The sequence below is a fragment of the Aeromonas mytilicola subsp. aquatica genome (assembly GCF_044336385.1).
Lineage (GTDB): Bacteria > Pseudomonadota > Gammaproteobacteria > Enterobacterales > Aeromonadaceae > Aeromonas > Aeromonas rivipollensis.
In genome coordinates this window covers 3,204,759-3,218,588 of the sequence record NZ_CP172298.1, presented here as the reverse complement: position 1 = coordinate 3,218,588, position 13,830 = coordinate 3,204,759, and the positions used below count along the sequence as shown (strand labels likewise).

Genomic DNA, 13,830 nt, shown 5'->3' with positions numbered 1-13,830 from the left:
CTATACCTCAGTACGGTTGCCGCACAGGATTGACGGCAAGGGACCAAACACGGATTCAAGTTGTTTTATAGCGTAAATAAAGATTGCGAACTAAGCCACATCTATCCGCTACCTTTATCTCTGTTGAGTGATAATGATCACGAAAGCCGGTTTATTAATTTGCGCAGCGAAATAAAACACATAGACTGCCAATCAAGCCTTGATGGCTTATGCGTCGAACGTGATAAGCACTTAATTTCTAGAAAAACATCAACTAAGGAGAGGAACCGTGAACATTCTCGGTTATTTGCAAAAGATCGGCCGTGCCCTGATGGTGCCGGTAGCGGTATTGCCTGCCGCAGCGATCCTGATGGGGATTGGCTATTGGATTGACCCGAATGGCTGGGGCGGTGGAAGTCCGGTTGCAGCTTTCCTGATCAAGGCGGGTGCCGCCATCATCGACAGCATGCCCGTGCTGTTTGCCGTGGGTGTTGCCTATGGCATGTCCAAGGATAAAGACGGTTCCGCCGCGCTGGCCGGTCTGGTCGGCTTCCTGGTGGTCACCACATTGCTGAGCCCGGGCGCCGTTGCCCAGATCAAGGGTATCCCGGCCGACCAGGTGCCGGCAGCCTTTGCCAAGATCAGCAACCAGTTCGTCGGCATCCTCTGCGGTGTCATCGCGGCTGAGCTGTACAACCGCTTCAGCAGCGTCGAGCTGCACAAGGCGCTGGCCTTCTTCTCCGGCCGTCGTCTGGTGCCGATCGTGACCTCCGTTGTCATGATCGTTGTCTCCTTCATCCTGATGGCCGTCTGGCCGGTTATCTATGGTGGCCTGGTGAACTTCGGTGAATCCATCGTCAGCATGGGCTCCACCGGTGCCGGCATCTACGCCTTCTTCAACCGCCTGCTGATCCCGGTCGGTCTGCACCACGCCCTGAACTCGGTGTTCTGGTTCGACGTGGCCGGCATCAACGACATCCCGAACTTCCTGGGTGGCCAATCCTCCATCGACGCCGGCAAGGCTGTCGTGGGCGTGACCGGTATGTACCAGGCTGGCTTCTTCCCCATCATGATGTTCGGTCTGCCGGGTGCAGCACTGGCCATCTACCACAGCGCTAAGAAAGAGCACAAAGAGAAAGTTGCCTCCATCATGATCGCAGCCGCCTTTGCCGCCTTCTTCACCGGGGTGACCGAGCCGCTCGAGTTCTCCTTCATGTTCGTGGCGCCTGTGCTCTATGTCATCCACGCCCTGCTGACCGGTCTGTCCGTGTTCATCGCCTCCAGCATGCACTGGATCGCCGGTTTCGGTTTCAGTGCCGGTCTGGTGGATATGGTGCTCTCCAGCCGCAACCCGCTGGCGACCCAGTGGTACATGCTGCTGGTACAAGGCCTGGTGTTCTTCGGTCTCTACTACGCCATCTTCCGTGCCGTTATCGTCAAGTTCAACCTGAAAACCCCGGGTCGTGAAGATGACGAAGCCGTGCCGGTACAGGCCCAGACCACCGACCGCACCGAGCTGGCTCGCCAGTATCTGGAAGTGCTGGGTGGCCAGGACAACCTGGTGACCATAGATGCCTGCATCACCCGTCTGCGTCTGACCCTGAAGGATCGCAGCATCGTCGATGAGCGCAAGCTCAAAGCCCTGGGCGCGGCCGGTGTGGTCAAGCTCGGTGAGCAGAACCTGCAGGTGATTCTGGGCCCCTTGGCCGAAATCATCGCCGGTGAGATGAAAGCCCTGCGTTAATCGAGCGACTCGCTCACCTCAAGTCTAAGTCCATTGTTGACATAACTAAGGGCCCCGTTCCCGGGGCCCCATATAAAAAAAGCCAAGAAAATCCAACCTTTACTTCAAATGAGAGCAGCAGTTATGAACTTGAAACATTCTCTGTTAGCCATTGCCATGTCTACCGTTTTCGTCAGCCAAGTGCAGGCAGCCGATGCCGCCAAGCAAGCCGTGGTCGATTCCCTCGCCAGCAATCTGGTCGTCAAGTACGAAGTCGTCACCAATGACGGTGCCAGCGCCGGCCTCGACTGCCAGGCCCTGGGCTCCGAGTGGGCGAGCTGCGGTGTTGCCAAGCTGCACCTGACCAATACCGGTGCCGACGTCACCTCCAAGGACTGGAGCATCTATGTCTCCTCCATCCGCCGCATCCAGCGGGTGGACAACGACCAGTTCACCATCACCCACCTGACCGGCGACCTCTATCGTTTGACGCCAACCGAGAAGTTCCAGGGCTTTGCCAAGGACGCCACGGTCGAAGTGCCCCTGGTGGTGGAGTACTGGGTATTGTTCGAATCTGACATCATGCCGAACTGGTATGTCGCCAGTGAAGGGGCCGAGCCGAAAGTGCTGGCCAGCATGAGCAACATCGACGATGCCACCACCTATGAGAAGCCGATGCCGGCCGACGGCTGGAAGCGCACCAAGGATGACAACAACATCCTGATGAACAGCGAGACCCGTTTTGCCGCCAACCAGACCAGCACCCTGCTGCCTGCCGGCAAGATTGACGACCAGATACTGCCGACCCCGATGAAACAGGTGGTCAAGGCCGGTCCCCAGGTCGATTTCTCCACCATCAAGCTCAATGCCCTGGACCTGCCAAGCGATCGCGCCGAGGCCATCAAGGCTCAACTGACCAAGCTGGGTGTTACCCTCTCCGACACCGGCTACCCGGTCACCATCAAGCTCGGCAGCAAGCTCAAGCAGGCCGAAGGTTATGACATGACCATAGGTGCCAAAGGCACTGTGGTGCAGGGTCATGACATCGACGGGGCCTTCTGGGGCGCCCAGTCCCTGATCTCCCTCTTGGGGGTTGACGACAAGCTGGTGAGCCAGATGAGCGTCGAGGATGCACCGCGCTTCGAATACCGCGGCATGCAGACCGACGTGGCCCGCCACTTCAGAAGCACTGAGACCATGAAGAAGCTGGTTGACCAGATGTCTGCCATGAAGCTCAACGTGCTGCACTTGGGCCTGACCAACGATGAAGGCTGGCGCATCGAGATCCCGGGCCTGCCGGAGCTGACCGACGTCGGCAGCCAGCGTTGCCACGATCTCTCCGAGACCCAGTGCCTGATGCCGCAGCTCGGCTCCGGCCCGACCAGCGACAACATGGGCTCCGGCTTCTACAGCAAGTCCGACTACATCGACCTGGTGCGTTACGCCAAGGCCCGCGGCGTGACCGTGATCCCCGAGATCAACATGCCGGCTCACGCCCGTGCCGCCGTGGTCTCCATGGAGGCGCGCTACAAGCGTCTGCTGGCGGAAGGCAAGGAAGCGGAAGCGAACCAGTTCCGTCTGACTGACCCGGATGACACCTCCAATGTCACCTCGGTGCAGTTCTACGACAAGATGTCCTTCATCAACCCCTGCCAGCCGGGTGCTGCCACCTTCGTGGCCAAGGTGATGGATGAAGTGGCCCAGATGCACCAGGCCGCCGGTCAGCCCCTGACCGCCTGGCACTACGGTGGTGACGAGGCGAAGAACATCATGCAGGGCGGCGGCTATCAGGATCCGGCCGTCACCCAGAAAGCCGATCTGGTCGCCTGGAAGGGCAACGTCGACTCCAGCAAGCAGGACAAGCCGTTCGGCAAGTCCCCGATGTGCCAGAAGATGATCGACGATGGCAAGATCAAGGACGTGGCCGAGCTGCCTGTTCATTTCGCCAAGGAAGTGAGCGAGATGGTCAAGGGCCACGGCTTCTCCACCCTGCAGGCGTGGGAAGATGGTCTGAAGTACGCCACGGACGCCAGCGTGTTCGCCACCGACAAGACCCGGGTCAACTTCTGGGAAACCCTCTACTGGGGTGGCTTCAACGAGGCGATGAAGTGGGCGCACAAGGGCTATGACGTGGTGCTCTCCAACCCCGACTACCTCTACTTCGACTTCCCGAACGAGGTACACCCGGCCGAGCGTGGCTACTACTGGGCGACCCGCTTCAACGACACCCGCAAGGTGTTCGCCTTCGCCCCGGAAAACCTGCCGCAGAACGCCGAGACCTCGGTTGACCGCGACGGCAACGCCTTCGTGGCCAAGGGTGACCAGGATCCGGTCAAGTTCAAGGGGATCTCCGGTCAGCAGTGGAGCGAAACCGTGCGCACCGACGCCCAGTACGAGTACATGGTCTACCCGCGGATCTTCTCCGTGGCCGAGCGTGCCTGGCACAAGGGTGGCTTCGAGCTGGATTACGTGAAGGGCCGCGAGTTCTCCGGTACCTCCAAGCACGTCAACAAGGCCACCCTGAACAAGGAGTGGAACCAGTTCGCCAACCTGCTGGGTCAGCGCGTGCTGCCGAAGCTGGATCAGGCCGGTGTTGAATACCGCCTCTCCGTGCCGGGCGCCAAGGTGGTGAACGGCAAGCTGGAAGCAAACGTGGATCTGCCGGGTCTGCCCATCCAGTACAGCCTGGACGGCACCACCTGGACCGCCTATGACGCCGCGGCCAAGCCGACCGTCAATGGCAAGGTCTGGCTGCGTACCACCAGCTTCGATGGCAAGCGCGCCAGCCGCGTCACCGAGCTGAACTGATAACGTATCGTCACTGACACAGGGCGGGTCGCAAGACCCGCCTTTCCCAAGGCCGATATGTCATCGGATTTGGGAAAGGTTGACTGTGCGTGTGAACCTTTGTTGTGTGTGTGTATTGTCTGTTTTTCATCACTTGTGACCCCGCCTCGTGCGGGGCTTTTTTTGTCCGGCGATCAGGCAGGCCGCAGGCGTCATAGGGTGGGGAGGCAGGAGCGGGAAGAGGCAGGTCTGACGGGCTGGCGGCTCAGAGCGGATCCTCTGGCCAGTCGATGTCTTGCACGCAGCCAGGATCGTCCAGTGGCAGGGTGCGCAGGCGCTCCTGATGGCGCAGCAATACGCCTTGCGCTCCCTGTTCCCCCTCCAGGCTCGCCAGCTCGGGGAGCAGATCGGCGGGGAAGCTGACGGGATGGCCCGGCAGCCCCTGATGGAGGGGGCGCACTATCTCCCTGCCAGTCTGGGCGGCTTGCAGCGCCCGCAGGCTGGCGGGGGAGAGGTGGGGCATGTCGGCCAGGGTGATGAGCAGGCTGTGGATAGGGCGGCCGCTCGCCAGCAGGGTGCGCACCCCGTGGGCCAGGCTGTCCCCCAGGCCGCCGTCCCGTGGCACCTGGGTCAGCTCGGCCCCGGAGTCCGCCAGCAGGCGGCGCAGTGTCTCGTCGCGTTGCCTGAGCACCACCAGCACGCTGTCATGGCAGGGGAGCAGGGTGGCCAGGGTGCGCAGGATCAGGGGCGGGGAGCCCGCGAGGCGCTTGTCACTGCCGTAGCGACGAGAGAAGCCGGCCGCCAGCAGCAGGGCGACGCGCTCAGGCTGCATCTGTGGCGTCTCCCAATCGGATGCCCTGGCGCACGGCGATCACCTCGGCCAGCACGGCGATGGCGATCTCTATGGGGGTCTTGCTGCCGATGGGCAGCCCTATGGGGGCGTGGATCCGCGCAAGCTGGGTCTGACTCGCCTCGGCAATTCGCTGCAGCCGCTCCAGCCGACGGGCGCTGGTGCGGACCGAGCCCATGGCACCGAGGTAGAAGGCGTCGGATTCGAGCCCCGCCATCAGCCCGGCATCGTCGATCCTGGGGTCGTGGGCCAGTGCCAGCACGGCGCTTTGGGTCGTGGCATGGCGCTCGACGAAGCGCTCGGGATCGCACCACTCCACCGCTATGCCCCCTTGCTCCGGCCCCCAGTGCCAGTCGCGGCGGTACGGCTCACGGGTATCGCATAGCCGCACTTCGAAACCGGCGGCCTGACCGAGCCGCGCCACCTGCTCGCTCACCTGGCTGATGCCGAGCAGCAGCAGGCGCCAGCGCTGGGCATAGCTCAGGCGTACCCGGCCTGGCGCCTCTTGCTCGCAGGGATCCGTCGTCTCTTCGTCCAGATAGCGGCGTTTCCCCTGCTCGAGCAGCACCTCCCGCACGAAGGGGTGGCCCCCTTGCAGTCTGGTGAGCCACTCATCGAGATCCGCGCTGGCCGCGTCCCCTTCGAGGCGCTCCACCAGCAGCCGGATGCGGCCGCCGCACGGCAGCTCGAACGCACTGCCATCAGGGGCCAGGTGGGAGCCATAGTCCAGCAGGCTTAAGGTTGAGTCATGCTCCCCCCTGGCTAGCATGTCGACGAAGGCATCCTCGAGGCAGCCGCCCGAGATGGAGCCGCTGCGGTGGATGCCGTCGGTGGCGAACAGGGCCCCTTTGGGGCGGGGGGCCGAGCCGTAGGTCGCGACTATGCTGCACAGCCAGATGCCTTTGCCCTGGGCCAGCCAGGCGAGACTCTGACGCAGCACCTCCAGCTGAGCGTCACTCATGGTGCGCCTCGACGATCTCCTTCTTGAGCGTCTTGATGTCGTCGGCACTCAGGGCGGAGGGCTGATGGGCCCAGGTCTGGCGCAGGAAGTTCACCAGATCCGCCAGTTGCTGGTCGCTCAGCTCCTTGGCGTAGCTGGGCATGGGGGCGAAGCGCTCGGTCTGGCTGTAGCTCTGGGCCGGGATCCCGCGCAGCAGCACCGCCAGGGTGTTGGTCGCGGTTGCCTGATCCAGGGTGGCGTTGGCATACATGGAGGGGGTCACGTTCGGCTTGCCCTGACCCTCCTGGCCGTGACAACCGGCGCAGTAGTCCCGGTAGAGCCCGTAACCCGGGTGCGATGCGTCCATAGTGACCGGCTTGGGTGCAGGCTCCGGCAACGGGGTGTCGCTGCCGAGCAGGTAGCTGGTGACGGCATGCATGTCCTCGTCGGTCAGGTAGGCGAAGCTCTTCTCGACCACGGGATACATGCCGGCGAAGACGCCGCCCTTGACCGAGTAGCCCTTGCGCAGCAGCCGGGTCAGGGAGTCATGGGTCCAGCCCTGGCGCCTGAGCTCGGTGGCGGTGATCTCCGGGGCCATCACCCCCTCTATCATGGCCCCTTTCAGGTAGCGGGAGCCGTCCATTGCCATGAAGGTATCCCGCGGCGTGTGGCACTCGCCGCAGTGTCCCAGCCCATCCACCAGGTAGCGGCCACGGTTCCAGTTGCTGCTCTTGGCGGGATCCGGTTGGAAGGGGCTGTCCTCGTGGGCCACCAGGTTCCAGAACACGAGGCCGGTGCGCACGTTGAAGGGGAAGCCGACCTCGTTGTCGCGGTTCGGGGTGGCGGCCGGCTTGGTCTGCATGAAGTAGACGTAGAGCGCCTTCATGTCCTCATCCGTGACCATGTGATAGGAGGTGTAGGGCATGGCGGGATAGAGGCGTCCCTTGGGGGCGTTGCCGTTGTGCATCACCTCATAGAAATCCTCATAGCTGTAGCTGCCTATCCCCTGGTGCTTGTCGGAGCTGATGTTGGTGGAGTAGATGACGCCAAAGGGTGTCTTGAACGCCAGCCCACCGGCGTATTTCTGGCCCCCCTCGGCGGTGTGGCAGGCGGCGCAATCACCCACCTTGGAGAGGTATGCCCCTTGTGCCACCAGTGGATCCTGGGCGTCTGCCGCAGACACCGTGCCTGCGCCCAGCAAGAGCGCGAATGTGAGTCTGGAGAGCATCATGTGCGTACTACCCCCTCCGAGATCAGCATGGCCTTGACCCCCTCGTAGTACTTCTTGTAACCGGTGCAGCGGCAGACGTGATCTTTAAGCGCACCCTCTATGGTGGATTCAAGATCGACCATGGCCACCGGCTCTTTGCGCAGCCGCTCCAGCAGCACTGTGGTCTCGTTGACAAAACCCGAGGTACACCAGCCGCACTGGAAGGAGAAGTGATCTAGGAAGGTCTTCTGCACCGGGCTCAGGGCGATGATCTTGCCCAGGTTGTTGCGCTTGGCATGGCCTTCCACAGTGCGGATGCGCTGGCCGTTGAAGCGGCCCACCCCGTTGATGCAGGTGCGCACGCTCTCGCTGCTGCCATCCGCCCCGTCGACCACTATGGTACAGGCATGGCAGACGCCGACGCCACAGCCGAACTTGGTACCAGTCAGGTTCACATACTCGTGCAGGAAGTCGATCATCATGGTGTTGTCATCCACTTCGATCGGGCCAATGAGACGGTCGTTGATGGTCATGTTTACGGTGATCATTGGATGGCCTTCTGAATGTCGGTTGCAGTGACGGGAAGATGATAGAAACGGGTGCCGGTCGCCTGATAGATGGCTTCGACCAGGGCGGCGACCACGGGGATCATCACCACTTCGCCTATGCCCTTGGTGGCATCGGTCGGCGAGAGGGGATCGAGCAGGGTATGGGTCAGGTTCCAGACCGGCAGCTGGTGCGCCAGGGGGACCTGATAGCGGTTCAGGTTCCAGGTGCCGTTGCCCGGCCCGTCCTGCCCGGCGGGCAGGTATTCATACAGGGCGTGACCGACCCCCATGGCCAGGCCGCCCTGGATCTGCCCTTCCACTAGTTCGGGGACTATGACACGGCCGGCGTCCAGCCAGCTGTGGGCAGACAGTATGTGCACCTTGCCGGACCCCTTCTCCAGCGCTATCTCGACCAGGGTGGCGCAGGGGGCGTAGTAGGTCACCATGGCGTTGTTCAGGCTGGTGCTGGGGTAGTGGGCCTGGGTGCGATCGAGCAGCTGGTAGCCGTTGGCATCCGCCTGTGCGCGTTTCTCGCTGCTGGCGCCGTCGCCGTAGCGCAACGCCAACGCATCTATGGGCAGGCGCTGGCTCTGACCCTCTATGGTGAAGTCGCACTCGGCCCAGGCCCAGCGGTTGAAGCTGTGCACCATGGCGCCGGTAATCAGGCCGTTGGCGTGAGCGTGGGCCGCCAGCAGGGCGAGCGGCAGCGGCGGCATGCCACGGGTCGTCAGCCCCGCCGGGGTCCAGCTCGCCTCGCTGGCGGGGCCCAGATCCAGGCCTGCCTGACCGACGAAGTACTGCTTGCGCCAGATGGCGGTTGCCGCCGGCCAGAGCGTCTGCTCGAACAGGATGCGGGCCGCGGTGACGGTGGCATGGCTCTGGAAGTAGGAGGAGATGGAGGCCGATGAGGCCTGCGGAATGGCCAGGGTCCAGCGCGGGTTCTTCTGCATCTCGTCCTGACGTTCCTGCGAGATGGTGTAGGGGTTGTCGGTCGAGACCAGCTTGAAGCTATCCCAGAGGGCGATTTCGGCGAGCGCTATGGTGTCGGCCGGTTGGCCCAGGTAGCGGCTGACGATCTCGGCCTGGGAGGTCTGGATCCCGGTGCCCATCTCCATGCCGCTGATCTTGAGCAGTATCTCCCCCTTGCTTGTCAGCTCGACGCAGGCGGAGGGGGCCACGGCACCGGTGCCATAGTCCTTGGTGGTGATGCCAAAGCCAGTGCCGTGCAGACGATCCGGATGCTGGGTCTCGTAAGCCTGCTTCCTGGCCTGGCGCTGGGCCCAGATCTCGTGCTGCTCGGCCATCGCCAGGATCTCGGGGTAACGGTTGTTGCCCTCGGGAATGGCCCCCTGGGTATTGGGCTGGCCGGGCTTGATCAGGTTGCGGCGCCGCAGCTCCAGCGGATCCATCTTCAGCAGTGCGGCGGCCTCGTTGACCATCATCTCCATGGCCGCCATGGTTTGCAGGGATCCATACCCTCGCATGGAGCCGCAATCCGGGTTCTCGGAGGGCAGGGCGACCGCCGTGATGTCGTTCTTGGGCAGGTAGTAGACCCCCTGGATGGCGCTGGCCCCCACGCTGGCCACCGAGCCGGTGAAGTTCAGGCGGCCGCCGCCGTCCACTGTCATGGCGCTGATCAGGGCGCGGAACTGGCCGCTCTGCTTGTCAATCACCAGCTTGTTGTGCATGTTGAACGGATGACGCTTGAGGCCACCCTGGAACTGTTCGAAGCGATCGTTGGCCAGACGCACCGGGCCTTCGCCATAAAGGGTCGCGAGCAGGCCATAGAAGGGGAATATGGTGTGATCCTTGGCCCCGAAGCCACCCCCGATGAAGGGGGAGTGCACCACCAGCTTGTCGACCTTGCCGGCCAGCGGCCCCTTGGCCAGCATCTCGGCGGCTTCGTAGTAGAAGTCGTGAGGGGACTGGGTGCTCACCACCAGGTGCATGGTGCGCGCCTTGGCGTCGAACCAGCCGTTGAAGTTTTCCGGCTCCATCATCATGGGCTCGATGAACTGGGTCTGGTAGCTGCGATCCAGCACCAGGGCGTCCTCGGCCTCCAGCTCCTTGTGCACCAGTCCGGCCTGATACATCCCCTGCTCGCCTGCGTTGCCATCGGCTCTGGCCGTCGGCCATACCGGCTGGTGGCTTACGATGGCCGGGAAGAAGAGGCCGTTCTTCAAGGTACTGTATTGATCTTCCCTGCCGAGCTTGCCCTCGATCCGGATGATGCGCCAGCAGGCCCAGGGATCCCGGGTGGTGGCGACCAGGGGGGTCACATCACCGTAGCGCACCACCTTGTTGTTGAACTGCAGGATCTGCTTGGCCCGGTTGAAGGTGGCGAAGTCAGCGAAGATAAGCATGGCGGCAGCATGACCCAGATAGTCCGGGGTGGCCCCTTCGCTGACCATCATGTTGATGCCGTAGAAAGAGGGCAGCTCGACGCCGTCACGCACCAGGTCGGTGGCCGTGATCACCCGGCGGGGCTGGGCATTGGCGGGCAACATGGAGAGATCCAGCCCCAGATAGACGCGATCCGCCTTGTCGAGCCGGATCAGCAGCGCATGTTGCTGCTGGGACGGCCAGCCAGCCAGATCCTGCGCGCGATAGTCCCGGCTGTAGATCTTCTGGCCGGTGACCTTGGCCAGGCCATCGCTGCGAAACTTGATCTTGCCCCCCTGCTTCCACTGGCCGAGCAAGGCGGGATCGAAGACCTCGTCTTCCATGCCGGACAGGGAGAGGTTGGCGAGGAGGGGGGCGCTGTAGACGGCGATGCCGGCTATGACGCACTGCTTGATGAAATCACGTCTTGATACGGAGTAGGACATGGCTCAGCTACCTGTTTGAGGATGAGGCGAGTGGCTCGGGGGAAAGGGAGGGGACAGGTGTTGTCGACCATCTTCCCTGATGTCGCAGCAAAAATGACAAAGTTGTAAATAGGATACTAGGATGATGCAGTTTGGAAAATGCCTGGTTTCTGTTGGTTCCAATCCTGTTCAGCTTGGCGAGGTGACTCGCCAAATGTTACAAGCTTGTTTCAAAACATTGAAGTGTGATCTCGCCGCAATATCAAGCAGCCATGTGTTTGTGCTAACAGGACACCTTTATGCCCAGGTGCGTCCCACGCTTCTCCGTGGGAAAGTCGCTTGCCCGAGAGCCGATGGCGGCGACATAAAGGAAGCCTGTGGCCGGGAAGCGACCCCGCGTCGGGCAAATGGCGTCTGGCGTGACCTCAGCCAGGGCGCGGCGGCAAATTCCTGTTGAGCCTCATGGATGAATAGTGGATCATTGTCGGTTTCTAAGCGGGGGCGCGCGGTTGCCCCATGAGCTGAGACATTCGAGGTGAATTCATGAGCGAGGCGAGCAGCCCAACCAACTTTATCCGTCAGATCATCGATGAAGATCTGGCCAGCGGTAAGCACAACCACGTGCATACCCGTTTTCCGCCGGAGCCGAACGGTTATCTCCATATCGGCCACGCCAAGTCCATCTGCCTGAACTTCGGCATCGCCCGTGACTATCAGGGCCAGTGCAACCTGCGCTTCGATGACACCAACCCGGCGAAGGAAGATATCGAGTTCGTGGAGTCCATCAAGCAGGACGTACAGTGGCTCGGCTTCCAGTGGAGCGGCGAGATCTGCTACTCCTCCGACTATTTCGACAAGCTGCACGGCTATGCCATCGAGCTCATCGAGAAGGGTCTGGCCTATGTGGACGAGCTCTCCCCCGAGCAGATGCGCGAATACCGCGGCACCCTGACCGCTCCTGGCAAGAACAGCCCGTTCCGCGATCGCAGCGTCGAAGAGAACCTGGCGCTGTTTGCCAAGATGAAGAGCGGCGAGCTGGCCGAGGGTAGCGCCTGCCTGCGCGCCAAGATCGACATGGCATCCCCCTTCATGGTGATGCGCGATCCCGTCATCTATCGCATCAAGTTTGCTCACCACCACCAGACAGGTGACAAGTGGTGCATCTATCCGATGTATGACTTCACCCACTGCATCTCGGACGCCCTGGAGGGGATCACCCACTCCCTGTGCACCCTGGAGTTCCAGGACAACCGCCGTCTGTATGACTGGGTGCTGGACAACATCAGCATCGACTGCCACCCCCGTCAGTACGAGTTCTCCCGTCTGAACCTCGAATACACCGTCATGTCCAAGCGCAAGCTGAACCTGCTGGTGACCGAGGGGCACGTCAGTGGTTGGGACGATCCGCGCATGCTGACCGTCTCCGGGTTGCGTCGCCGTGGTTACACCCCGGCCTCCATCCGCGAGTTCTGCCAGCGCATCGGCGTGACCAAGCAGGACAACATAGTCGAGATGAGCATGCTGGAAGCCTGCATCCGTGACGATCTCAACGAGAACGCCCCCCGTGCCATGGCGGTGCTGCACCCGGTGAAGGTGGTCATCGAGAACCTGGCCGGCGACGAGGTGCTGACCGCACCGGCTCACCCGAACAAGCCGGAGATGGGCAGCCGTACACTGCCCTTCACCCGCGAGATCTTCATCGACGAGGCGGACTTCAAAGAGGAAGCCAACAAGCAGTTCAAGCGTCTGGTGCTGGGCAAGGAAGTGCGCCTGCGCAATGCCTACGTCATCAAGGCAGAGCGGGTCGAGAAGGACGCGGACGGCAAGGTCACCTGCATTTACTGCTCCTACGATCCCGAGACCCTGGGCAAGGATCCTGCCGATGGCCGCAAGGTGAAGGGGGTGATCCACTGGGTCAGCGCCACTCAGTCTCTGCCTGCCGAGATCCGTCTCTACGATCGTCTGTTCAAGATGCCGAACCCCGGTGCCGAGGACGACTTCGAAGGGGCGCTCAACCCGGATTCCCTGGTGATCATCAAGGGTGCACGGGTCGAGGCTTCCCTCAAGGACGCCAAGCCGGAGTTTGCCTACCAGTTCGAGCGTGAAGGGTATTTTTGCGCCGACAACAAGCTCTCCAGCCCGGAGCAGCTGGTGTTCAACCGCACCGTGGCCCTGCGCGACGTCTGGGGCAAGGCCGAGGCCTGATCGCTGCGGTCTGACAAGAAGAGGGCAGGGGAGACCCTGCCACTCTGGTCCGGAATGCGGACACAAAAAAAGCCAGCGTGATGCTGGCTTTTTCTTGGCTGCTCGCGGCCGACGGCGTTATTCGTCGTGCTTGCAGTCACCGTTCGCGCAGTGACCATACAGATAGAGGCTGTGGTTGGTCAGGCGGATGTTGTGGTGTTTGGCGATATCGCGCTGGCGCTGCTCGATCACCTCGTCGGAGAACTCGATCACCTTGCCACAATCGAGGCAGACCAGGTGGTCATGATGTTCCTGGGTCGCCAGCTCGAACACCGACTTGCCCCCTTCGAAGTGGTGACGGGTGACGATACCGGCATCATCAAACTGGTTGAGAACGCGATAGACGGTAGCGAGACCAATCTCCTCACCCTGGTCGATCAGCCGTTTGTACAGATCTTCCGCACTGGTGTGCTGGCAGTCCGGCTGTTGCAGGATTTCCAGGATCTTGACGCGGGGCAAGGTGATCTTGAGCCCGGCCTTTTTTAACGCTTGGTTGTTGTCTGCCATATTCTATTTATTCGCATTCTCGAAGGTGTGGTTATTCTGATTGACTGCCGAAGGAATGGCAACCACGAACTCGTATGGCCTGACATTATAGGTCGTAGCCAAGTCAAAAATAAACCCAGTAATTCAAGGGGTTTAGCACATTTCCCCTCTGTGGAAGATTAATCTGGCCGGCCCGGACCGGGCTTGCTCCGCGAGGGAATGTTGATACTATGTCACTTCTCTATAGTCTGGTCGG

Annotated in this window: 10 protein-coding genes; 4 read left to right on the top strand and 6 right to left on the bottom strand. The window is 61.8% G+C overall.

The window, feature by feature from the left end:
- The first annotated feature begins 268 nt into the window (after window positions 1–268).
- Window positions 269–1,723 carry an N-acetylglucosamine-specific PTS transporter subunit IIBC gene (nagE, locus tag ACFWHB_RS14650; protein ID WP_106887386.1) on the top strand — a complete coding sequence of 485 codons (1,455 nt, stop codon included), beginning with the start codon at window positions 269–271 and terminating at the stop codon, window positions 1,721–1,723.
- A gap of 123 nt (window positions 1,724–1,846) precedes the next feature.
- Entirely contained in the window at window positions 1,847–4,510 is a 2,664-nt protein-coding gene (locus ACFWHB_RS14645; RefSeq protein WP_395948740.1) for a beta-N-acetylhexosaminidase, read from the top strand.
- Between the two features lie 244 nt (window positions 4,511–4,754).
- On the opposite strand, the gene ACFWHB_RS14640 is transcribed toward ACFWHB_RS14645, so the two are convergent.
- The 5 genes from ACFWHB_RS14640 to ACFWHB_RS14620 all read right to left on the bottom strand — a co-directional run bounded on the left by ACFWHB_RS14640 (window position 4,755) and on the right by ACFWHB_RS14620 (window position 10,865).
- Window positions 4,755–5,321, bottom strand: coding sequence for a nucleotidyltransferase family protein (locus tag ACFWHB_RS14640; RefSeq protein WP_395948739.1), 567 nt, complete (start codon window positions 5,319–5,321; stop codon window positions 4,755–4,757).
- Complete coding sequence (locus tag ACFWHB_RS14635) at window positions 5,311–6,300, bottom strand: XdhC family protein (protein ID WP_395948738.1); 990 nt, start codon at window positions 6,298–6,300, stop codon at window positions 5,311–5,313. Before ACFWHB_RS14635 ends, ACFWHB_RS14640 begins: the two co-directional genes overlap by 11 nt.
- Window positions 6,293–7,432 carry a c-type cytochrome gene (locus tag ACFWHB_RS14630; RefSeq protein ID WP_395948737.1) on the bottom strand — a complete coding sequence of 380 codons (1,140 nt, stop codon included), beginning with the start codon at window positions 7,430–7,432 and terminating at the stop codon, window positions 6,293–6,295. The genes ACFWHB_RS14635 and ACFWHB_RS14630 overlap by 8 nt, the downstream gene beginning before the upstream one ends.
- 74 nt (window positions 7,433–7,506) lie before the next feature.
- Window positions 7,507–8,037, bottom strand: a complete 531-nt coding sequence (locus tag ACFWHB_RS14625; RefSeq protein ID WP_395948736.1) for a (2Fe-2S)-binding protein — start codon at window positions 8,035–8,037, stop codon at window positions 7,507–7,509.
- Window positions 8,034–10,865: a xanthine dehydrogenase family protein molybdopterin-binding subunit gene (locus ACFWHB_RS14620; protein ID WP_395948735.1), complete on the bottom strand. Its 2,832-nt coding sequence runs from the start codon at window positions 10,863–10,865 to the stop codon at window positions 8,034–8,036. The genes ACFWHB_RS14625 and ACFWHB_RS14620 overlap by 4 nt, the downstream gene beginning before the upstream one ends.
- A gap of 121 nt (window positions 10,866–10,986) precedes the next feature.
- Here ACFWHB_RS14620 and ACFWHB_RS14615 point away from each other — a divergent pair, with 121 nt between their 5' ends.
- Together ACFWHB_RS14615 and glnS are read left to right on the top strand one after the other, a co-directional pair.
- Window positions 10,987–11,301 carry a hypothetical protein gene (locus ACFWHB_RS14615; protein WP_395948734.1) on the top strand — a complete coding sequence of 105 codons (315 nt, stop codon included), beginning with the start codon at window positions 10,987–10,989 and terminating at the stop codon, window positions 11,299–11,301.
- An 86-nt stretch (window positions 11,302–11,387) separates the two neighbouring features.
- Window positions 11,388–13,049, top strand: coding sequence for a glutamine--tRNA ligase (glnS, locus tag ACFWHB_RS14610; protein ID WP_106887379.1), 1,662 nt, complete (start codon window positions 11,388–11,390; stop codon window positions 13,047–13,049).
- Between the two features lie 117 nt (window positions 13,050–13,166).
- Here glnS and fur read toward each other — a convergent pair whose 3' ends face one another.
- Window positions 13,167–13,595 carry a ferric iron uptake transcriptional regulator gene (fur, locus tag ACFWHB_RS14605; protein WP_111911275.1) on the bottom strand — a complete coding sequence of 143 codons (429 nt, stop codon included), beginning with the start codon at window positions 13,593–13,595 and terminating at the stop codon, window positions 13,167–13,169.
- Window positions 13,596–13,830 lie beyond the last annotated feature (235 nt).